The sequence below is a fragment of the Nocardioides cremeus genome, assembly GCF_030518195.1.
GTDB lineage: Bacteria > Actinomycetota > Actinomycetes > Propionibacteriales > Nocardioidaceae > Nocardioides > Nocardioides cremeus.
Genome location: NZ_JAULSC010000007.1, coordinates 109,007 through 129,265, shown reverse-complemented (window position 1 = coordinate 129,265; position 20,259 = coordinate 109,007). Strand labels below are relative to the sequence as shown.

22 protein-coding genes are annotated in these 20,259 nt (G+C 73.7%); 8 read left to right on the top strand and 14 right to left on the bottom strand.

The features are described 5' to 3' along the window. Positions 1-39 precede the first annotated feature (39 nt). Complete coding sequence (locus QWJ41_RS09640; protein WP_302707672.1) at positions 40-948, bottom strand: alpha/beta fold hydrolase; 909 nt, start codon at positions 946-948, stop codon at positions 40-42. Between the two features lie 97 nt (positions 949-1,045). Between QWJ41_RS09640 and QWJ41_RS09635 the strand changes: the two genes are divergently transcribed. Then, on the top strand, positions 1,046-1,885 hold the full coding sequence (locus QWJ41_RS09635) for an esterase/lipase family protein (RefSeq protein WP_302707671.1): 840 nt from the start codon (positions 1,046-1,048) through the stop codon (positions 1,883-1,885). 39 nt (positions 1,886-1,924) lie between these two features. On the opposite strand, the gene glpX is transcribed toward QWJ41_RS09635, so the two are convergent. Genes glpX through QWJ41_RS09610 form a run of 5 tightly spaced genes read right to left on the bottom strand, consistent with a single transcriptional unit; the run spans position 1,925 to position 5,925 of the window. Beyond that, entirely contained in the window at positions 1,925-2,941 is a 1,017-nt protein-coding gene (gene glpX / locus QWJ41_RS09630; RefSeq protein ID WP_302707669.1) for a class II fructose-bisphosphatase, read from the bottom strand. Next, on the bottom strand, positions 2,938-3,951 hold the full coding sequence (locus QWJ41_RS09625) for an ABC transporter ATP-binding protein (RefSeq protein ID WP_302707667.1): 1,014 nt from the start codon (positions 3,949-3,951) through the stop codon (positions 2,938-2,940). Before QWJ41_RS09625 ends, glpX begins: the two co-directional genes overlap by 4 nt. Then, positions 3,948-4,775, bottom strand: coding sequence for an ABC transporter permease (locus QWJ41_RS09620; protein WP_302707665.1), 828 nt, complete (start codon positions 4,773-4,775; stop codon positions 3,948-3,950). Before QWJ41_RS09620 ends, QWJ41_RS09625 begins: the two co-directional genes overlap by 4 nt. Continuing rightward, entirely contained in the window at positions 4,772-5,539 is a 768-nt protein-coding gene (gene modA, locus QWJ41_RS09615; RefSeq protein WP_302707663.1) for a molybdate ABC transporter substrate-binding protein, read from the bottom strand. The genes QWJ41_RS09620 and modA overlap by 4 nt, the downstream gene beginning before the upstream one ends. Further along, positions 5,536-5,925, bottom strand: a complete 390-nt coding sequence (locus tag QWJ41_RS09610; protein ID WP_302707661.1) for a TOBE domain-containing protein — start codon at positions 5,923-5,925, stop codon at positions 5,536-5,538. The genes modA and QWJ41_RS09610 overlap by 4 nt, the downstream gene beginning before the upstream one ends. Before the next feature lie 119 nt (positions 5,926-6,044). Between QWJ41_RS09610 and QWJ41_RS09605 the strand changes: the two genes are divergently transcribed. Then, the gene (locus tag QWJ41_RS09605; protein WP_302707659.1) at positions 6,045-6,641 is read left to right on the top strand and encodes a DUF4245 family protein; all 597 of its coding nucleotides are present in this window, start codon (positions 6,045-6,047) and stop codon (positions 6,639-6,641) included. A gap of 212 nt (positions 6,642-6,853) precedes the next feature. Here QWJ41_RS09605 and QWJ41_RS09600 read toward each other — a convergent pair whose 3' ends face one another. Both QWJ41_RS09600 and xseA read right to left on the bottom strand, forming a co-directional pair. Next, the gene (locus tag QWJ41_RS09600) at positions 6,854-7,084 is read right to left on the bottom strand and encodes an exodeoxyribonuclease VII small subunit (protein ID WP_302707657.1); all 231 of its coding nucleotides are present in this window, start codon (positions 7,082-7,084) and stop codon (positions 6,854-6,856) included. Then, a complete protein-coding gene (gene xseA, locus QWJ41_RS09595) occupies positions 7,077-8,348 on the bottom strand; it encodes an exodeoxyribonuclease VII large subunit (RefSeq protein WP_302707655.1) in 1,272 nt (423 codons plus the stop codon). The genes QWJ41_RS09600 and xseA overlap by 8 nt, the downstream gene beginning before the upstream one ends. An 88-nt stretch (positions 8,349-8,436) precedes the next feature. On the opposite strand from xseA, the gene QWJ41_RS09590 reads away from it, so the two are divergent. Both QWJ41_RS09590 and QWJ41_RS09585 read left to right on the top strand, forming a co-directional pair. After that, complete coding sequence (locus tag QWJ41_RS09590; RefSeq protein WP_302707779.1) at positions 8,437-9,435, top strand: 4-hydroxy-3-methylbut-2-enyl diphosphate reductase; 999 nt, start codon at positions 8,437-8,439, stop codon at positions 9,433-9,435. Positions 9,436-9,449: 14 nt separating this feature from the next. Continuing rightward, positions 9,450-10,070, top strand: a complete 621-nt coding sequence (locus QWJ41_RS09585; protein WP_302707654.1) for an L-threonylcarbamoyladenylate synthase — start codon at positions 9,450-9,452, stop codon at positions 10,068-10,070. Here QWJ41_RS09585 and QWJ41_RS09580 read toward each other — a convergent pair. From QWJ41_RS09580 to QWJ41_RS09570, 3 genes are read right to left on the bottom strand one after another with little or no spacing between them, the layout of a single operon-like run. Then, entirely contained in the window at positions 9,991-10,506 is a 516-nt protein-coding gene (locus QWJ41_RS09580) for a DUF6542 domain-containing protein (protein ID WP_302707652.1), read from the bottom strand. The two genes, QWJ41_RS09585 and QWJ41_RS09580, sit on opposite strands and share 80 nt — an antisense overlap. 41 nt (positions 10,507-10,547) lie before the next feature. Beyond that, entirely contained in the window at positions 10,548-11,654 is a 1,107-nt protein-coding gene (locus QWJ41_RS09575) for a DNA recombination protein RmuC (protein WP_302707650.1), read from the bottom strand. 32 nt (positions 11,655-11,686) lie between these two features. Further along, complete coding sequence (locus tag QWJ41_RS09570) at positions 11,687-12,466, bottom strand: exodeoxyribonuclease III (RefSeq protein WP_302707648.1); 780 nt, start codon at positions 12,464-12,466, stop codon at positions 11,687-11,689. Between the two features lie 88 nt (positions 12,467-12,554). On the opposite strand from QWJ41_RS09570, the gene QWJ41_RS09565 reads away from it, so the two are divergent. After that, a complete protein-coding gene (locus QWJ41_RS09565; RefSeq protein WP_302707647.1) occupies positions 12,555-13,733 on the top strand; it encodes a DUF8462 domain-containing protein in 1,179 nt (392 codons plus the stop codon). Positions 13,734-13,770: 37 nt separating this feature from the next. Here QWJ41_RS09565 and QWJ41_RS09560 read toward each other — a convergent pair whose 3' ends face one another. Genes QWJ41_RS09560 through QWJ41_RS09550 form a run of 3 tightly spaced genes read right to left on the bottom strand, consistent with a single transcriptional unit; the run spans position 13,771 to position 17,627 of the window. Next, positions 13,771-14,973, bottom strand: coding sequence for an acyl-CoA dehydrogenase family protein (locus QWJ41_RS09560; protein WP_302707645.1), 1,203 nt, complete (start codon positions 14,971-14,973; stop codon positions 13,771-13,773). A gap of 46 nt (positions 14,974-15,019) precedes the next feature. Continuing rightward, positions 15,020-15,874: a poly(3-hydroxyalkanoate) depolymerase gene (gene phaZ, locus QWJ41_RS09555; protein ID WP_302707643.1), complete on the bottom strand. Its 855-nt coding sequence runs from the start codon at positions 15,872-15,874 to the stop codon at positions 15,020-15,022. A 7-nt stretch (positions 15,875-15,881) separates the two neighbouring features. Continuing rightward, a complete protein-coding gene (locus tag QWJ41_RS09550) occupies positions 15,882-17,627 on the bottom strand; it encodes a PHA/PHB synthase family protein (RefSeq protein WP_302707641.1) in 1,746 nt (581 codons plus the stop codon). 134 nt (positions 17,628-17,761) lie between these two features. Between QWJ41_RS09550 and QWJ41_RS09545 the strand changes: the two genes are divergently transcribed. The 3 genes from QWJ41_RS09545 to QWJ41_RS09535 all read left to right on the top strand — a co-directional run bounded on the left by QWJ41_RS09545 (position 17,762) and on the right by QWJ41_RS09535 (position 20,257). Further along, positions 17,762-18,208 (top strand): acyl-CoA thioesterase, encoded by a 447-nt coding sequence (locus QWJ41_RS09545; RefSeq protein WP_302707640.1) that lies wholly within the window; start codon positions 17,762-17,764, stop codon positions 18,206-18,208. Between the two features lie 54 nt (positions 18,209-18,262). Beyond that, positions 18,263-19,339, top strand: a complete 1,077-nt coding sequence (ychF, locus tag QWJ41_RS09540; RefSeq protein WP_302707638.1) for a redox-regulated ATPase YchF — start codon at positions 18,263-18,265, stop codon at positions 19,337-19,339. A gap of 144 nt (positions 19,340-19,483) precedes the next feature. Continuing rightward, positions 19,484-20,257 (top strand): SDR family oxidoreductase, encoded by a 774-nt coding sequence (locus tag QWJ41_RS09535; protein WP_302707636.1) that lies wholly within the window; start codon positions 19,484-19,486, stop codon positions 20,255-20,257. Positions 20,258-20,259 lie beyond the last annotated feature (2 nt).

Here is a 20,259-nt window from a genome sequence, read left to right as displayed (position 1 = left end):
CGTCGCCACACCCCCTTGGGCGCAGGGTGGGAAGGGTGCTCAGGCGCGGTCGGCGGTGCGCCTGATGGCCGCGGCGAGGCTCTCGTGCAGCGCGGTGGGCAGGTCGTGGCCCATGCCGTCGATCAGCAGCAGCTCGGAGCCGCGCAGCGCCCGTGCGGTGGCGCGACCGCCCGAGGGGTGCACCATCTTGTCGGCCAGGCCGTGCACCACCAGGGCGGGCAGGGCGAGCGCGGCCAGGCGCGGCCCGCGGTCGGGCTGGACCAGGATGGCCACCATCTGGCGCAGGGTCCCGCCGGCGCTGACGCCGTGGTCGTAGGTGTCGGCGGCGCGCTGGCGGTTCTCCTCGGGGCTCAGCGGGTAGCCGGGGGAGCCGATCAGGCGCCACAGGCGGGCGCTCTGCTTGATGTAGGCCTCCTTGCCCTGGGCGCCGCTGCCGATCAGCATCGGCAGCAGCGCGGGGTGCTGCCAGCCCACGGTGCGCCGACCGGTCGTCGACATGATCGAGGTCAGCGAGCGGACCCGGGCGGTGTGCTCGACGGCGAGGGTCTGCACGATCATCCCGCCCATCGACACCCCGGCCACGTGGGCCGACTCCAGGCCGAGGTGGTCGAGCAGGCCGACGACGTCGCCGGCCATGTCGCTGAGCGTGTACGGCGCCCGCGTGGGCAGGCCGGCGAAGGCGCGCAGCAGGGTGGCCCGGGTGACCCGGCCCGTCATCCGGCTGGAGCGCCCGGCGTCGCGGTTGTCGAAGCGCACGACGTAGAAGCCGCGCCGGGCCAGGCGCGTGCACAGGTCGTCGTCCCACCAGGTCAGCGGGGCGCCGAGGCCCATCACCAGGACCAGCGGGTCGGCGTCGGGCTCGCCGAAGGTCTGGTAGCACAGCTCGACCTGCGGCCCCACGGGGGCGCGCAGCTGCTCGGACACGGTCACCGGGTTGCGGGCAGACATGTGTCAAGTACACCGCACCCGGCAGGTTGACCGGACGCACCATCACAATTGGGTGTCACACCTCACAGGGTGGTGCACGTCACGCTACCGTCGAAGGATGAACGAGTCTCCGCTCGCCTCCTTCCTCCTCCCGGAGGGCTACCGCCGCCCGCCGGTGGTGGCCGTGCTCAACGAGGCACGAGTCGCGGGCGAGGCTCGTCGCTGGGCCACGGCGGCCGTGAGCGGCCTGCGCGAGCGCCGCCGCACGCCGTACGTCGCGGGCGCGCAGCAGCGCGACCTCGACCCGGTGCTGCTGGTGCCGGGCTTCCTGGCCGGCGACCTCACGCTGCGGCTGATGGCCGGAGCGCTGCGCGGCCAGGGGATGCGCACCTACCGCTCCCACATCCTGGCCAACGTCGGCTGCACCCTCGACGCCGCCGAGCTGATCGAGCAGCGCCTCGAGGTGATCGCGGCCAAGCGCGGCTCCCGTGTGCAGCTGGTCGGGCACAGCCTGGGCGGCATGCTGGCCCGCGGCATCGCGGTGCGCCGCCCCGACCTGGTGGCCGGCATCGTGACGATGGGCAGCCCGATGATGGCCCCGGCCGCTCACCACCGGGCGCTGACCGCGAGCCTGGGCGGGGTGATCGCGCTGAGCAAGCTGGGGGTGCCGCGCACCATGACCGGTGACTGCGTCGGCGGGCCGTGCGCGCGCCAGAGCTTCGAGGAGAGCCGCGCCCCGCTGCCCGAGGGCGTCGAGTTCACCGCGATCTACTCGCGCCGCGACGGCATCGTCGACTGGCGCGCCTGCATCGACCCCGAGGCCACCGCGCAGGTCGAGGTGCGCACCTCCCACGTCGGCATGGCCGTCGACCCCAGCGTCATCAGCGCCGTCAGCGAGGCGCTGGTGCGCCACCGCAACGCGCGCGAGGAGGCGCAGAGCTGGGTGGCCACCGCCTGAGCGGCGACCACCCGCTACCTCGGCCGGCCTCGGCCCGCGTCAGCGGTCGAAGTCGACCGCGGAGTAGGCGCGCAGCTTGTGCAGCTGGTGCTCGGAGTGGATCTGGCGGATCGTGCCCGAGCGCGAGCGCATCACCAGCGAGTGCGTGGTGACCCCGCCGGCGCTGTAGCGCACGCCGCGCAGCAGCTCGCCGTCGGTGATGCCGGTGGCCACGAAGAAGCAGTCGTCGCCGGTGACCAGGTCGTCGGTGGTCAGCACCTGGCCCAGGTCGAGTCCGGCGTCGATGGCCTTGCGGGTCTCGTCGGCGCCCTGCGGCCAGAGCTTGCCCTGGATGGTGCCGCCCATGCACTTCATCGCGCAGGCGGTGATGATGCCCTCGGGCGTGCCGCCGACGCCCAGCAGCAGGTCGATGCCGGTCTCGGGGCGCGCGGCCATGATCGCGCCGGCGACGTCGCCGTCGCTGATGAACTTGATCATCGCGCCGGTGGCGCGGATCTGGGCCACGAGGTTCTCGTGGCGGGGCCGGTCGAGGAGCACGACGGTGACGTCCTCGGCGCGCTTGCCCTTGGCCTTGGCGACCGCGGCGATGTTGTCGGCGACGGGGGCCTCGATGTCGACGACGTCGGCCGCCTCGGGGCCGGTGACCAGCTTCTCCATGTAGAAGACCGCGGAGGGGTCGTACATCGAGCCGCGCGGCGAGACCGCGAGCACCGAGACGGCGTTGGTCATCCCCTTGGCGGTCAGGGTGGTGCCGTCGATCGGGTCGACCGCGACGTCGCACTCCGGGCCGGTGCCGTCGCCGACCTGCTCGCCGTTGTAGAGCATCGGGGCGTTGTCCTTCTCGCCCTCGCCGATCACCACGGTGCCGTTCATCCCGATCGTCGAGATCAGCACCCGCATCGCGTTGACGGCCACGCCGTCGGCGCCGTTCTTGTCGCCCCGGCCCACCCAGCGTCCGGCTGCCATCGCGGCCGCCTCGGTGACCCGCACCAGCTCGAGCGCGAGGTTGCGGTCGGGGGTCGAGGAGGGACTGTCGAACGGCGAGAGCGAGGTCATGGGCGCATGCTATCGGTCTGCACGGCCGTCGCCTTGACGCTCAGCCACACCTCGGCGCCGGGCTCGAGCCCGAGCTCGACCGCGGAGGCCGGGGTGACGTCGGCGATCAGCTCGGGGCCGTCCTCGGTGCTCACCAGCAGCCGCACGGCGTCGCCGTGCGGGGCGACCGCCGCCACCCGGCCGGCCCAGCGGTGCCGGGCCGAGGTGGCCGGGGCGTCGTGCCCGCTGCGCGCGCGGGGGGAGACGGCGACCGCGCTGGGGGCGAAGGAGCGCAGCTCGTCGCCCTCGCGCACCACGTTGAGGCCCACCAGCCGGGCCACGTGCTCGGAGCGGGGGCGGGCCGCGACCTCGCGGGGCGTGCCGGTCTGCACGACCCGGCCCTCGTCGAGCACCAGCACCTCGTCGGCCAGGGTGAGCGCGTCCAGCGCGTCGTGGGTGACCAGCAGCGCGATGCCGGCGTACGCCGCCAGGTGGCGCGCCAGCTCGATGCGCAGCCCGGTGGCGACCCCGACGTCGAGGCCCGCGAAGGGCTCGTCGAGCAGCAGCAGGTCGGGCTCCCCGGCCAGCGCCCGCGCGATCGCGACCCGCTGGGCCTGCCCGCCCGAGAGCTGGGCGGGACGCCGGTCGGCCAGGTCGCCGACCCCGAGCCGCTCGAGCCAGCCCAGGGCGCGCCGGTCGGCCTCGCGGCGCGGCACGCCGCGGGCTCGCAGCCCGAACGCGACGTCGTCGCGGGCGCGCAGGTGGGGCAGCAGCGAGCGGTCCTGGAAGACCACCCCGAGGCGGCGCTCGCGCACCGGCAGGTCGCTCCAGTCGCGGCCGGCGACCTCGACACGGCCGGTGGCCCGCACGGTGCCGGCCAGGGCGCCCAGCAGGGTGGACTTGCCCGCGCCGTTGGGGCCGATGACGGCCACCACCCGGCCCGGCTCGGCATGCAGCGTCGCGTGCAGGCGGCCCTCGACGGTGACGTCGGCGTGCAGGCCGGTCTCCTGGTGGATCTGCTGGCCGGTCACAGGGGCCTCAGCCAGCGGTGCCGCAGGCCGGCGAGCACGCCGACCGAGACCACCAGCAGGATCATGCTCAGGGTGCGCGCGGCGGCCGGGTCGGCCTGCAGCGTGGTGTAGATCAGCGACGGCATCGTCTGGGTGGTGCCGGGGAAGTTGCCGGCGAAGGTGATGGTCGCGCCGAACTCGCCCAGGCTGCGCGCCCAGGCCAGCACCGCGCCCGCGACCAGCCCGGGCAGCGCCAGCGGCAGCGTGACCCGGCGGAAGGTCGTCCAGCGGGTCGCGCCGAGGGTGGCGGCGACGACGTCGTACCGCTCGCCGGCGGTGCGCAGCGCGCCCTCGACGCTGAGCACGTAGAAGGGCATCGAGACGAAGACGTGGGCCACGACGACCGCGGTGGTGGTGAACGGCACGGTCAGGCCGGTGGTCTCGCGCAGCAGCGAGCCGACCAGGCCGTTGCGGCCCAGGGCGGTGACCAGCGCGACGCCGGCCACCACCGGCGGCAGCACCAGCGGCACCGCCACCGCGGCGCGCAGGAGGCCACGCCCGCGGAACTCGACCCGGGCCAGCAGCCAGGCCAGCGGGGTGCCGAGCACCACGCAGACCAGCACCGTGAGCAGCGAGGTGAGCGCGGAGAGGGCGAGCGCCCGGCGTACGGGTTCCGAGCGCAGCTCGGTGAGGAAGGTGCCCCACGGCGTGTCGAGCACCAGCGTGACCAGCGGCAGCACCAGCAGCACCGCGGCCAGCACGGCCGGGGCGAGCAGCACCAGCGGCGGGCGGCCCAGGTGGTGGGCGGCCTCGCCGGTGCGCGGGGCGGGGGCGGTGAGGGTCACGGCACGCCGAACCCGGCGTCGGTGAGCACGCCGCGGCCGGTCTCACCGAGCACCAGGTCGGCGAAGTCCTGGGCGAGCGCCGGCTCGCTGCTCTGCTCGAGCAGGCCCAGCGCGTACGACGTCACCTGCTCCTCGGAGCCCGGCAGGTCGAGGGTCTCGACGGCGTCGCCGGCCGCGACCGCGTCGGAGGCGTAGACGATGCCGGCGTCGACCTCGTCGGCGACCACGCGGGCCAGCACCGCCTTGACGTCGACCTCGAGGCTGGCCGGCTCGGTGTCGATGCCCTGCTGGTCGGCGAGCGCGGCCCAGCTCGCACCGCACGGGGCGGTCTCGACGCAGGCGACGTAGGTGGCGCCGGCGAGGTCGTCGACCGACTCGATGCCGGCGGGGTTGCCGGCCGGCACGACCAGCACCAGCGTGTTGGTCGCGAAGACCTCGGGGGCCGCGGCGAGCGCGTCGGCGGCCGACTCGATGGTGCGGGTGTCGGCGGTGGCCAGCAGGTCGGCCGGCGCCCCCTCGAGAACCTGCTGGGCCAGGGTCGCGGAGGAGTCGAAGGCCAGGGTGACCTCGACACCGGGGTTCTCCGCCTCGAGCTCGCGGGCCAGCTCGGTGAAGGTCTCGGTGAGCGAGGCGGCTGCCAGCACTGTGAGGCGCTGCTCGGCGCCCGCGTCGCTCGCGGGGCCCTCGTCGCTGCCGCCGGTGCTGCAGCCGGCGCCGATGAGGGCGAGCAGCAGGGCGGCCGCGGCCGTCGCGCGGGCCCTCACGGGAGCTCCACGACGACGTTGGTCGACTTCACCGACGCCACGACCCGCGAGCCGGGGGACAGGGCGAGGTCGTCGGCGGCCTCGGCCGACATCAGCGAGACCATCCGGTAGGGCCCGCAGACCATGTCGACCTGGGCCATCACGGTGTCTTTGCGGACCCGGGTGACGATGCCGACCAGCCGGTTGCGGGCGCTGACCGCGGAGGCGCGCGCCGGGTCGGGGGCGTCGGCCAGCGACTCGGCCAGCGCCGCGAGGTCGGGGCCGGCGATGGTGGTGCGGCCCTCGCTGTGGTCGGCGCGCACCCGGCCGGCCTCGACCCAGCGGCGCACCGTGTCGTCGCTGACGCCGAGCAGGTCGGCTGCTTCCGCGATCCGGTAGGTGCTCACGCTGCGAGTATGCCGCACCTGCGGTTGTTCTCGCGCGCTACGACCGTATCTGCGTCGTCGGTCGGTGTCGGCGGTGCCCCGGAGCGGGGTGGGCTGGGGCGGCACGGGACAATCGGGGCATGAGCGAGACGGGCCGTCCGGGCCGCTACACCCGATCGACCAGCGGTCTGGTCGGCGCGATGCTGATCCTCTTCGTCGCGGTCATCGGGTTCGTGGTCTTCCGCGGCCTCTTCCGCACCGAGCCCGAGTACACCCCGCCCGACACCGACTACGTCGAGGTGGTCCGGGCGGTGCAGGGCGAGGGCGGCGACCTGGTCTACCCCGAGGACCTCCCCGAGGGCTGGGTCGTCAACAACCTCGACTACCTGCCCGGCCTCCCGCCGACCTTCTCCCTGGCGCTGCTCACCGACGAGGAGGAGTTCGCCGGGATGATCGACACCGGCACCGAGCCCGACGAGCTCGTCGAGGCCTACGTCGACGAGGTCGCCGTCGAGGGCGACCCGTTCGTCCTCGAGGCGTCGGAGGTGGCCACCGAGTGGCGCACCTTCACCGACGACGGCGGTGACACGGCGTACGTCGCCGAGATCGGCCTCGACCCCGCGACCGCCGACGCGGCCGGCGAGGACGCGACGCGCACGGTGATGGTCTACGGCTCCGCCGACCCCGAGGTGCTGCAGGACCTCCTGGCCTCCCTCACCACCGCCCCGCTGCGCTGACCCGTCCCCAATCTCGCGCTGACCCGTCCCTAATCTCGCACCGACCCGGCCTGAACCTCGCACCGACCCGGCCCAGACCTGCAGTGCGGGAACGGCGCCCGACGAGGGGTAGATCCCGGCCGACTCGGTGGGAAGTTCAGGCCGGGTCAGTGGGAAGTTCGGGCCGGGTCAGCGGGAAGTTCGGGCCGTCTCGGCGGGAAGCTCGGGCCGGGTCAGTCGTCGGCGTCGAGGACCTCGTCGAGGCGCGCGCGGGCGCCGTCCAGCCAGCGCTGGCAGGTGCCGGCGAGCTGCTCGCCGCGCTCCCAGAGCGCGAGCGACTCCTCGAGGGTGGTGCCGCCGGCCTCGAGGCGGCGTACGACGTCGACGAGCTCCTCGCGCGCCGCCTCGTACGACGGCTGCTCGGGGTCGGTCGTGGCGGCGGGGTCGGTGGTGGGCTCAGCCATCGGGCTCGTCCTCTGCGGTGGGGGAGGTGGAGGCGGGGCGCTCGAGCAGCGGCTCGAGCCGGGTGGTGGTGGCGTGCACGCGGCCGTCGGCGACCCGCACGCTGACCTCGGCGCCGGGGGCGACCCCGTCGACGGAGGTGACGACGTGGCCGTCGGGGCCCTGGAGCACGGCGTAGCCGCGCCGCAGGGTGGCCAGCGGCGAGAGCGCCCGGGCCCGGGCCTGCTGGTGGTCGATCTCGTCGGCGGCCCGGTCGAGGCGGTGCGACAGCGAGCGCCGGGCCCGCTCGCGCAGGGCCACCAGCTCCTCGGCCCGGCCGTCGACCAGCGAGCGCGGGTCGGCGAGCGCCGGGCGCGAGCGCAGCGCGTCGAGGCCGGCCTGCTCGCGGGCCACCTGGGCGGCCACCAGCGAGCGCAGCCGGTCGCGGGCCCCGGCGACGCCCTGGAGCTCCTCGACCACGTCGGGCACGACCAGCTTGGCGGCGTCGGTGGGGGTGGATGCGCGCACGTCGGCGACCAGGTCGAGCAGCGGGGCGTCCTGCTCGTGGCCGATCGCGGAGACCACCGGGGTGCTCATCCGGTGCACGGTGCGCACCAGCGCCTCGTCGGAGAACGGCAGCAGGTCCTCGACCGAGCCGCCGCCGCGGGCGACGACGACGACGTCGACGTCGCCGTGGCGGTCGAGGCGCTCGAGGGCCGACATCACCTCGCCGGCGCAGCGGGTGCCCTGCATGGTGGCGTGCACGACCTCGAACTCGACCGCCGGCCAGCGCCGGCGCGCGTTCTCGAGCACGTCGCGCTCGGCGGCGCTGTTGGGGGCGGTGACCAGCCCGACCCGGCCGGGCAGGAACGGCAGCCGGCGCTTGCGCGCGGGGTCGAAGAGCCCCTCGGCGGCCAGCAGCTGGCGGCGCCGCTCGAGCTGGGCGAGCAGCTCGCCGAGCCCGACCATGCGGATCTCGCGCACCTGCAGCGACATGCTGCCGCGGTTGGCGTAGTACGACGGCTTGGCGTGCACCACGACGCTGGCGCCCTCGACCAGCGGCGGGTTGAGCGAGTCGACGAGGGTGCGCGGCGCGGTCAGCGGCACCGAGACGTCGGCGACGGTGTCGCGCAGCGTCATGAAGACCGTGGCCATGCCCGGACGGCGGTTGACCTGGGCCAGCTGGCCCTCCACCCACACCGCGCCGAGCCGGTCGACCCAGCCCGCGATCGCCGTGGCGATCTGGCGCACCGGGGCGGGCGCGGCGGCGGAGGTCTCGAGGGTCATGGCCGCGAGGTTAGGCCATCACGCCGACACGCCTACGATGGAGCGCATGAGCACCGACGCAGCGACCAGCACGGGCCCGGGAGTCAGCATGGGCATGCCCCCGGTCCTGAGCCCCGACGAGGCCGAGAAGGCGGTGCTGCTGGCGGCGCCGCGCGGCTACTGCGCCGGCGTCGACCGCGCGGTGGTCACCGTCGAGCAGGCCCTGGACCTCTACGGCGCCCCCGTCTACGTGCGCAAGCAGATCGTGCACAACAAGCACGTGGTGGCCGACCTGGAGTCGCGCGGCGCGGTCTTCGTCGAGGAGATCGCTGAGGTGCCGACGGGTGCCACCGTCGTCTTCTCCGCCCACGGCGTCAGCCCCGAGGTGCACCAGCAGGCCGCCGAGCGCGAGCTCAAGACGATCGATGCGACCTGCCCGCTGGTCACCAAGGTCCACCACGAGGCCAAGCGCTTCGCCTCCGACGACTACGACATCCTGCTGATCGGCCACGAGGGCCACGAGGAGGTCGAGGGCACCGCCGGCGAGGCGCCCGAGCACATCCAGCTCGTGCAGAGCCCCGCCGACGTGGCGAACATCGAGGTGCGCGACCCCAGCCGGGTCGCCTGGCTCTCGCAGACCACGCTGTCGGTCGACGAGACCCTCGAGACGGTCGCGGCCATCCGTGAGCGCTTCCCCGAGCTGCTCGACCCGCCCAGCGACGACATCTGCTACGCGACCCAGAACCGCCAGCTGGCGGTCAAGGAGATCGCCCAGGGCAGCGACCTGCTGATCGTGGTCGGCTCGGGCAACTCCTCCAACTCCGTGCGCCTGGTCGAGGTCGCCCTGGAGGCCGGCGCCAAGGCGTCGTACCGCGTCGACGACGCCAGCGAGATCGACGAGGCCTGGCTCGAGGGCGTGCGCACCGTCAGCGTCACCTCGGGTGCGAGCGTGCCCGAGGCGCTGGTCGAGGGCGTGCTGGCCTACCTGGCCGAGCGCGGCTACCCCGACGCCAAGGCGGTGCACAGCGCCGAGGAGTCGCTGATCTTCTCGCTGCCCAAGGAGCTGCGCCGCGACATGAAGGCCGCCCAGGCCGCGGCCCGCGGCTGAGGCGGGCGCAGCAGATGGCCAGGTACGTCGACCTGCACCCCGTCGACCCGCAGCCCCGACTCGTCGCCCAGGTCGTCGAGGCGCTGCGCGACGACGCGCTGATCGCCTACCCGACCGACTCGGGCTACGCCCTGGGCTGCCGGATCGGCAACCGTGACGGCCGCGACCGCATCCTCAAGATCCGCGGTCTCGACGACAAGCACCACTTCACGCTGGTCTGCCGTGACTTCTCGCAGCTCGGCCAGCTGGTGCACGTCGACAACTCCGCGTTCCGGGCGATCCGCTCGTCGACCCCGGGGCCCTACACCTTCATCCTGCCCGGCACCCCCGAGGTGCCGCGCCGGCTGCTGCATCCCAAGAAGAAGACCGTGGGGGTGCGGATCCCCGACCACGTGGTGGTCACGGCGCTGCTCGAGGAGCTCGGCGAGCCGCTGCTGTCGAGCTCGCTGATCCTGCCCGGCGAGAGCGAGGTCCGCACGATGGGCTGGGACATCAAGGAGGAGCTCGAGCACCAGGTCGACATCGTGATCGAGGCCGGCGAGACGACCGCGGAGCCTACGACGGTCGTGGACTGGTCGGGCCCGGAGCCCGAGGTGCTGCGCCACGGCTCGGGCGACGCGTCGCGCTTCGAGTAGGCCAGGCGATGGCCGCGCCGCGACCGTGGGCGCGGGCGAAGCGGTCGCGCACCACCAGCACCGCCAGGGCCAGCGCGTAGCCCAGCACCAGCGCCAGCGCGTGGTCGGCCAGCCCGGAGAAGACCGCCTGCACCGCGCCGTCCTGCGCCCGGGCGATCGCGCCGGGGCTGACCAGGCCGAGCAGCACGAGGGCGGCGAGCATCAGCGGCGGCGGCAGCACGCCGACGGTGAAGAAGTCGCGGGGGCGCACCAGCAGCGCGCAGCCGACGCAGACCAGCACGAAGGCCGCGTCGAAGACCCACCCGAGGCCGGGGGAGAACAGCAGGTCGAGGGCCACCGCGGTCAGGGTGAGCGCAAGACCGAGCGCCACCACCTGGCGGCCGGGCGTGGTGCCCTCCTCCCACAGGGTGGGCGCGCGACCGGGGCTGCTGCTCATCGCTCGTCGCACCTCCGCTCGGGTGGGGGCGGCCCGGGGGCCTACAGCGCCACGCTAGGGCGCTCGTCGGGATCGTCGTGCGCGCCGCGCCGGTCGACCGCGCGCAGCTCGACGGTGCGCGGGGAGCCGAGCTCCTCGTCGGTGACCGCGAGGTCGGTGAAGCGGCGCGCCGAGACCAGCACCCGCGACTCCAGCGAGGCGACCGCGCTGTTGTAGTGCCCGACCGCGGCGTTGAGGGAGCGCCCGACGGCGTCGACGTGGCTGCCGAGGGTGCCCAGGCGTCCGTGCAGGTCGCGGCCCAGCCGGTGGATCTCGCGGGTCTGCTGGGCCAGGGCCTCGTGCTGCCAGCCCTGGGCCACGGTGCGCAGCAGCGCGATCAGCGTGGTGGGCGAGGCCAGCACCACCTGGCGGGTCGCGGCGTGCTCGATCAGGCCCGGGTCGGTCTCGAGCGCCGCGGCCAGGAACGACTCGGCCGGCACGAAGAGCACCACGAACTCGGGGGTCTGCTCCAGCGAGCGCCAGTAGGACTTGGCCCCGAGCTGCTCGACGTGGGTGCGCACCTGCCGGGCGTGGCGGGCCAGGTGGGCGCGCTGGGTCTCCTCGTCGTCGGCGGAGGTGGCGTCGAGGTAGGCGTCGAGCGGCACCTTGGCGTCGACGACCACCTGGCGCTCGCCGACCAGCTGGACCACCAGGTCGGGGCGCAGCGCCCCGTCGTCGAGGCGCACCTGCTCGCGGAAGTCGCAGCGGTCGACCAGCCCGGCCAGCTCGACGGCGCGGCGCAGGTGCAGCTCGCCCCACTGCCCGCGCACCTGCGGCTTGCGCAGCGCCGTGCTCAGCGCGCGGGTCTCCTTGCTGAGCAGGTCGGTGGTGTGGCGCATGTCGGCGACCTGCTGGTGCAGCTGGCCCTGCCACGAGACGCGGGTGTGCTCGAGGTCGCGCAGCTGGTCCTGCAGGCGCTCCAGCCCCTCGCGCACCACCGCCTGGTCGGCGGCGCGCTGGTCGAGCGCGGCGCCCACGCGCTCGTCGTACGGCCGCTCGACCGCGGCCTCGGCGTGCCGCAGGCGCGCCCAGAGCAGCCCCAGCACGGCCCCGATGGTCAGGCCGAGCAGGAGGGTGGTGGTCAGGGAGGCGACCGTCGAGACGTCCATGGGCCCAGCATGGACCTGGGCGCCGACAGTCCTCAGTCGGCGAGGTCGACGACCACCGGCGCGTGGTCGGAGGCGCCCTTGCCGGCGCGCTCGTCGCGGTCGACGAAGGCGCCGGTGGTGCGCGCGGCCAGGGCGGGGGAGCCGAGCACGAAGTCGATGCGCATCCCGCGGTTGCGCTCGAAGCGCTGGCGGTAGTAGTCCCAGTAGGTGTAGCTGTCGGGCTCGGGGGTGAAGGGCCGCGCCAGGTCGGCGTACCCGTCGTCGAGGAAGCCCTGGAAGGCCGCGCGCTCGGGCGCGGTCACGTGGGTGCTGGTCTTGAACTGGGCGATGTCGAAGACGTCCTCGTCGCGCGGCGCGATGTTCCAGTCACCGACCAGGGCGGTCGGGGTCGCGGCCCAGTCGCGGGCGGCCGTGCGCAGGCGGGCGAGCCAGTCGAGCTTGTAGGCGTAGTGCGGGTCGTCGACCTTGCGGCCGTTGGGCACGTAGAGGCTCCACACCCGCACCCCGCCGCAGGTCGCGCCGATCGCGCGCGCCTCGGCGGCGACCGGGTCGCCCCACCCGGGCATGTCGGGGAAGCCGACCTCGACGTCGTCGAGACCGACCCGGCTGATCACGGCCACGCCGTTCCACTGGTTCACCCCGGCGGCCGCGACCTCGTAGCCCGCCGACTGCAGGCCCAGCAGCGGCAGCTGGTCGAGGCGCGCCTTGGTCTCCTGCAGGGCCAGGACGTCGACGTCGTGGCGGGCCAGGAAGGCCTCGACGCGGTCGATGCGGGAGCGGAGCGAGTTGACGTTCCAGGTGGCCAGGCGCACGCTGACAACGTACGCCGCAGCGGCGGCGACAGTGTCGGTGGGGGCGGTTATGGTTCCTTATGGAAACCACGGTCCATAAGGAATCATCATGACGCTGCCCAGCCCGTACACGCCCGGCGCGGCGCCCATCGTGCTGGCCGGACGCCGCGAGCAGCTGGAGGAGGCCGAGGCCGAGCTGGCCGTGCTGGCCGTCTACGGCCGGTTCCAGGGCCGGGTGCGTGTCGACATCGGCCCGCGCGGGGTCGGCAAGACCTCGCTGCTCAAGACCGTGCGCGAGTCGGCGGCGGGCATCGGCATGGTGACGGCCTGGGTGACCGCGCGGGGCGACGAGTCGCTGGTGACCACGATGGTGCACGCCCTGGCCACCGAGCTCGACCGGATCGGCATCGACGTCGCCCGGCGGGCCCCGTGGCGCGAGCGCCTGGAGCGGCTGAGCGTCGAGCTCGGGGTGGGGCCCGCGAAGGCCGGCGTCGAGGTCGACGTCAGCCCGGCGGACGCGGCCACTGGGCGGCGCGCGGCCTCGGCGGCGTTCGGCGAGCTCGTCACCAGCGCCGCGCTCGAGGCGCGTGAGCGCGGCTCGGCCGGGCTGTGCCTGTTCGTCGACGAGATCCAGGCCGCCCCGCGTGCCGACCTGCGCACCCTGGCCTACGCCTGGCAGGAGCTGCAGAACGCCGTGCCCGAGCCGCCGGCGGTGCTCTTCGCGGCCGGGCTGCCCAACGCTCCCGACGTGCTGACGGCCGCGGTCACCTTCAGCGAGCGCTTCGGGTTCCGCACCCTGGAGCGCCTCGACGAGGCCGATGCGGCCGAGGCGCTGGTGGTGCCCGCCTCCCAGCACGAGGTCACCTGGAGCCCGGGGCTGCTCGACGCCGTCGTCACCCTGGCGCAGGGCTATCCCTACTTCCTCCAGCTCTACGGGGACGCGGTGTGGCGACGGGCCAGGCCGGCGGCCGGCGCCGAGCTCCACCTCGGCGACCTCGTCGACGCGCACGCCGACGTCGAGCGCGAGCTCGAGACGATGTTCCGGGCCCGCTGGGCCAAGGCCGCGCCGGGGGAGCGCCGGCTGCTGGAGGCGATGGCGGCCCTGGGCGACGACGACGTACGCCGCGGCGACGTGGCGCAGCGGATGGGCGTGGGCACCAACGACATCAGCGTCGCCCGGCGCAGCCTGCTCGACAAGGGGCTCATCGAAGTGGCCGCGCGCGGGATGCTGCGCTTCACCGTGCCCGGCTTCGCGGCCTTCGTGCGCAGCGAGACCGGCGCGGCCTGAGCGCCGAGCCGGCCGGTTCACACGAGCCGGCTCGGCGTCAGACGAAGGCGCTCTCGCCGGTGATGGCGCGGCCCACGATCAGGGTGTTGATCTCGCGGGTGCCCTCGTAGGAGTAGATGGCCTCGGCGTCGGCCACGAAGCGGCCCACGTGGTGCTCGAGCAGGATGCCGTTGCCGCCCAGCACCTCCCGGGCCCAGCCGACGGTCTCGCGCATCCGCACGGTGCTGTGCACCTTGCACAGCGAGGCGTGCTCGTCGCGCAGCAGCCCGGCGTCCTGCAGCTGCGAGGCGCGCACGTTCATGGCGGTGCCGGCGGTGACGTTGGAGAGCATCTTGACCAGCAGGTCCTGGACCAGCTGGAAGGAGGCGATCGAGCGGCCGAACTGCTCGCGGGCCTTGGTGTAGCGCACCGCGTGCTCGTAGGCGCCGCGCGCGCAGCCGACGGCCTGCCAGGCCACCCCCATCCGGGTCACCCGCAGCACCTCGGAGGTGCTGGCGAAGCTGCTGGCGCCCTGCAGCCGGTTGGTCTCGGGCACGTGCACGTCGCGCAGGTGGATCTCGGCGTTCTGCACCACGCGCAGCGCGATCTTGTCCTGCTGGACGTCGAAGTGCATGCCTTCGGTGCCCTTCTCGACCACGAAGCCCTTCACCTCGCCGTCGTCCTCGTCGCGGGCCCAGACGATGACCAGGTCGGCGAAGGAGGCGTTGCCGATCCACTTCTTCTCCCCGTTGAGCACCCAGCCGTCGCCGTCGCGGCGGGCGGTGGTGGCCAGGCCCATCGAGATCGCCGAGCCGACGTCGGGCTCGGTGAGCGCGAAGGCGCCGATCAGCTCCATCCGTGCCATCGCCGGCAGCCACCGCTCGCGCTGCTCCTCGGAGCCGCAGAGCTGGATCGAGCCCATCGCCAGCCCGCCGTGCACGCCCATGAAGGTGCCGATGGAGGGGTCGGTGCGGCTGAGCTCCATCGCGACCATGCCGTCGACCAGCGCACCGCGGCCGGGGCAGCCGGGGCCGTCGTAGGCCAGCCCGGCGATGCCGAGCTCGGCGATCTGGGGCACCAGCTGGTGCGGGAACTCGCCGCGGGTCCAGTGCTCGTTGATGACCGGCTCGACCTCGCGGGTCATGAAGGCCCGCACCCGGCTGAGCAGCTCGCGGTCCTGCTCCTCGAGCAGCAGCTCGAAGCCCAGGAAGTCGGAGAAGGGGGAGTCGTCGAGGTCGGCGACCTCGGGCTCGTGGGTCATCGACAGGGCCTTTCGACGGTGTGGATCAGGGGTGCGGGTCAGGGCGTCACAGGTCGTGGTCGGGCGCGAGCAGGAACTTCTCGACGACCGGCACCAGGGTCTCGGCCTCGGTCACGATGTCGAGGTGGCCGCCCTCGTAGAGGTGCAGCCGGGCGCGGGGGATCAGTCGGGCCTGCAGCCGCGGGTTGGCGGCCGGGATGATCGGGTCGTCGTCGCCACCCATCACCAGCGTCGGCTGGCGCAGCAGCCGCAGGAACGGCAGGCTCGACCAGCCCGCCATCGCGCCGAGCTGGTAGTAGTAGCCGCGCCGCGGACCCGACCGGGTCACCGAGTGCAGCAGCCGGGCGCCCTTCTCGGGGTCGGTGCGCATCGTGCCGCCGTAGATCTCCCCGGCGATGCTGGCGGCGTACGCCGGGTCGCGGTGGCGCCGCGGCGTCGACATCTTCATCAGCACCGAGGGGTGGGCCGGCACCATCAGCATGCCGGTGCCGGTCGCGACCAGCACCACGCGGCGTACCCGCCGCCACGACTGCACCGCCAGCTGCTGGGCCAGCCCGCCGCCCCACGAGAGCCCGAGCACGTCGAAGCGCTGGTGGCCCAGGTCGGCCATCAGCCGGGTGACCCACGAGGCGAGCGCCGCGATCGGGTACGGCGCCGGCGGCGGCGCGCTGCCGCCCACGCCCGGCACGTCGAAGCGCACCACGCCGCGGCGTGGGTCGAGCGCGTCGACCAGCGGCTGCAGCACCTCGAAGGAGACGCCGATGCCGTTGCACAACAGCAGCGGCGGCTCGTTGACGAACGGGCCGACGCCCGGGCGCACCGAGACGCGCGCGGTGATGCCGCGCACCGACACGGTGCGCACCCGGTCGGGCGCGGACTCGGGGGTCTCGGGGGTGGTCACTGGTGGCTCAGCGGTCGTGGACATAGGTGCCCGGCGCCTCGCAGACCGGCTCGTACGCGGCCGAGCCCGTACGCCGGGGCCGGTTGCGCTCCGGGCCGGAGCGCGCGGCCAGCCACTCGACGTAGTCCTCCCACCAGCTGCCCCGGACCTTGGTGGCCCCGGCCAGCCACTCGGCGGCGTCGGCCGGGTTGGTCTCGGCGGTCTGGAAGCTGGCCTTCTCGTTGCCCGGCGGGTTGACCATCGCGGCGATGTGGCCGCTGGTGGAGAGCACGAAGCGCGACTGCCCGCCCATCAGCTGGGTGGTGCGGTAGCAGGACTCCCACTGGCACAGGTGGTCGGCGATGCCGGCCACGACGTAGGAGTCGACGTCGACCTTGCTGAGGTCGACGGGGGAGCCGAGCATCGTCGAGGCGTCCGGCTCGACGAGGGCGTTGCGCACCGCCAGGTCCATGAAGTCGCGGTGCATCGCAGCGGTCATCCGCACCGGGTCGGCGTTCCAGTAGAGGATGTCGAAGGCCTTGGGGGCGTGGCCCATCAGGTAGTTGTTGACCCAGTAGTTCCAGATCAGGTCGTTGGGTCGCAGCCAGGCGAAGATCTCGGCCAGCGCCCGGCCGTCGAGGTAGCCCTTCTCGCGAGATGCCCGCGTCGAGGCGGCGGCGCCCCGGTGGGAGAGCAGCGCACTGGGCAGCCCGGCCTGGTGCTGGTCGAGCACGGTGACGGCCAGGCTGAAGGCGGCGACGCGGTCGAGGTCGCCGGTGGCGGCCAGGTGGGCCATCACCATCGAGGCGATCATCCCGCCCGAGCAGATCCCCAGCAGCGCCACCTTCTCCTGCCGGGCGATGTCCTGCGCGGCGCTCATCGCCTCGAGGATCGCCTGGCCGTAGGTGTCGAGGCCCCAGTCGGCGTGCCGGGCGTCGGGGTTGCGCCAGGAGATGCAGTAGACCTGCTGGCCGGCCTGCACCAGGTGCTCGACCAGGCTGCGCTGCTCGGCCAGGTCGATGACGTAGTACTTGTTGATCGTCGGCGGCACGATCAGCAGCGGCACGCTGCGGACCTTGGTGGTCTGCGGGGTGTACTGGATGAGCTCGAAGACCTCGGTGCGCAGCACCACCGAGCCGGGCGTGACCGCGAGGTCCTCGCCGACCGCGAAGGCATCGGGCTCGACCATCGAGGGCACGCGGGGCGCGGTCGCGTAGTCCTTGACGAAGCGGCGCCCGCCGGCCAGCAGGTTGCCGCCGCCGGTGTCGATGGTGCGCTTGAGGACCTTGGGGTTCAGCGCGGGGCTGTTGGTGGGGGAGAGGGCCTCGACGACGTTGTCGACGATGAAGCCCATCCGCTGCGCGTCGCCGTAGTCGAGACCGGCGTCGGCGACCAGTCCGCGCAGCGCCTGCCCGGTGGCCAGGTAGCTCTGCAGCGTGCGCTTGAGGAAGGGGTTCTTGGCCCACGCCTCGTCGGCGAAGCGGCGGTCCTTGGGGTGCGGGGCCACCTCGGAGCGTCCCACCTGGACCCGCGCCAGCTCGGCGCCCAGGCCGGCGGCCCGACCGACCACGGCGCGCGGTCGCCGCGCCAGGCTGGTCGCGAGGCGCACGCCCGACATGCCGGGCAGGAAGCGGCGCAGCGGGCCGCGCCCGGCCTCCGAGAGCAGCAGGTCGAGCGGCGTGCTGAGCTCGGAGCCGCCCGGCTCGTCGCGGGCCCCTGCCTCGCTGATGCGGTCGTCGGCCCGGCGTGCGGGCTCGGAGCGGGTCGCTGTCATGTGCTTCCTCCCGAGGTGCGTCCGGCTCCCGCTCCGGGCCGGTGCGGGGGCAGGTCTCGAGTGTGACCCACACCACCACAGGCCCGGCACCACCCCCGTCGTACGCCGCCGCCCGCGCGGGCAGACTGGGCGCCGTGACCGAGCAGAGCACCGCACAGCCCACCCAGCACCCCGTCCTCGAGGACTTCCCGGCCCACAGCCACGACAAGCTGCGCTACGGCGACACCGACCGCCAGGGCCACGTCAACAACGCCGTCTTCTCGACGCTGCTCGAGACCGGGCGCGTCGAGCTGCTGCACCCCGCCGGCGGGGCCTCGATGAACGACGAGGGCGCCTCGTGGGTGATCGTGCGCATCGAGCTCGACCTGGTCGGCGAGATCACCTGGCCGGGCAGCATCGACATCGGCACCCGCGTCGAGAAGGTGGGCCGCTCGTCGGTGACCATGCAGCAGGGCCTCTTCCAGGCCGGGCGGCCGGTCGCCCGCGCCACCACCGTCATCGTGCAGATGGACGACGAGACCCGCGGGTCACGGGCCCTCAGCGAGCAGCTGGCCGAGCGGTTCCGGGCGTTGCAGGGGTGACCTCCGGAGTGGAGATGTGACCGGGGGTCCCCGCCCCGCCTAGAGTCAGCCCACGTGGCTCTCACCATCGGCATCGTCGGTCTCCCCAACGCGGGCAAGTCGACGCTCTTCAACGCCCTGACCAAGAACGACGTCCTCGCGGCGAACTACCCGTTCGCCACCATCGAGCCGAACGTCGGCGTGGTCGGCGTGCCCGACGACCGGCTGCCGCGGCTGGCCGAGGTCTTCGGCTCGGCCAAGCAGCTGCCGGCGACCGTGGAGTTCGTCGACATCGCCGGCATCGTGCGCGGCGCGTCGGAGGGCGAGGGCCTGGGCAACAAGTTCCTCTCCCACATCCGCGAGTCGGCCGCGATCTGCCAGGTGACCCGGGTCTTCCGCGACGAGGACGTCACCCACGTCGACGGCGAGGTGAACCCGAAGAGCGACATCTCGACGATCCAGACCGAGCTGATCCTGGCCGACCTGCAGACCGTGGAGAAGGCCGTCCCGCGCCTGGAGAAGGAGGCGAAGGGCAACAAGGACCTCGCCCCCGTCGTGGCCGCCGCCAAGGAGGCGCTGGCCCACCTCGAGGCCGGCACCCCCGTCATCGACACCGACCTCGACACCGCGCTGCTGCGCGAGCTGTCGCTGCTGACGGCCAAGCCCTTCATCTACGTCTTCAACTGCGACGCCGACGAGCTCGCCGACGACGACCTCAAGCAGCAGATGCGCGACCTGGTCGCCCCCTCCGAGGCGATCTTCCTCGACGCCAAGTTCGAGTCCGAGCTCGTCGAGCTCGGTGACGAGGACGAGGCCCGCGAGATGCTCGCCGAGATGGGCGTGACCGAGCCCGGCCTCGACGTGCTGGCCCGCGTCGGCTTCGACACCCTGGGCCTGCAGACCTACCTGACCGCCGGCCCCAAGGAGACCCGGGCCTGGACGATCAGGAAGGGCGCCACCGCCCCCGAGGCCGCCGGTGTCATCCACACCGACTTCCAGAAGGGCTTCATCAAGGCCGAGATCGTCTCCTTCGACGACCTGATGGAGCACGGCACCATGCAGAAGGCCAAGGAGGCCGGCAAGGTGCGCATGGAGGGCAAGGACTACGTCATGGCCGACGGCGACGTGGTGGAGTTCCGCTTCAACGTCTGAGCCTCGCCGAGCCGGCGCGAGTTCCGCAGCTCGCGGCGATCGAGTGACCCCGCAGGGCTGTTCCGGGGCCCTCCGGCGGTGCCTGGGCGGTCACTCGACGGGCGGGGTCGGTCGTCACGGGGCCGGCTCGACATACTGGCGCGCATGACACGTCGATCCGTCCTGGTCACCGGCGCCGCCGCCGGCATCGGCCGCGCCGTCGCCCGCCGCTTCGCCGCCGAGGGGTGGCTGGTCGGCGCGTACGACGTCGACGAGCCGGGCCTCGTCTCGCTGGCCGCCGAGCTGGGAGACAGCGTGGTGACCGGACGGCTCGACGTGCGCGACGCCGACCAGTGGCGCGCGGCGCTGGGGACCTTCACCGCGCACACCGGCGGCACCCTCGACGTGCTGGTCAACAACGCGGGCATCCTCGTGGCGGGCCGCTTCGCGGAGGTCCCGCTGGAGTCCCAGCAGCGCGAGGTCGACATCAACGTGACCGGCGTGGTCAACGGCTGCCACACCGCCCACCCCTACCTGGCGGCCACGCCCGGGGCCCACGTGGTCAACCTGGCCTCGGCCTCGGCGATCTACGGCCAGCCCGAGCTGGCGACCTACTCGGCCACCAAGTTCGCGGTGCGCGGGCTCACCGAGGCGCTCGACCTCGAGTGGGCCGCCGACGACATCACGGTGCGGGCGCTGTGGCCGCTCTTCGTGCAGACCGCGATGACGCAGGGCGTCGACACCGCCTCCACCCGCTCGCTGGGCATCAAGCTCACCGCCGACGACGTCGCCGACGAGGTGCTGGCCGCGGTCAAGCCCGGCCGGCACCCCAGCGCCCACCGCGCGGTCGGCCGCCAGGCCCGGCTGATGCTGGCCTCGGCCGGGGTGACGCCCAGCTGGCTGCTGCGCGCGGTCAACCGGCGCATCAACAAGCCCTGACC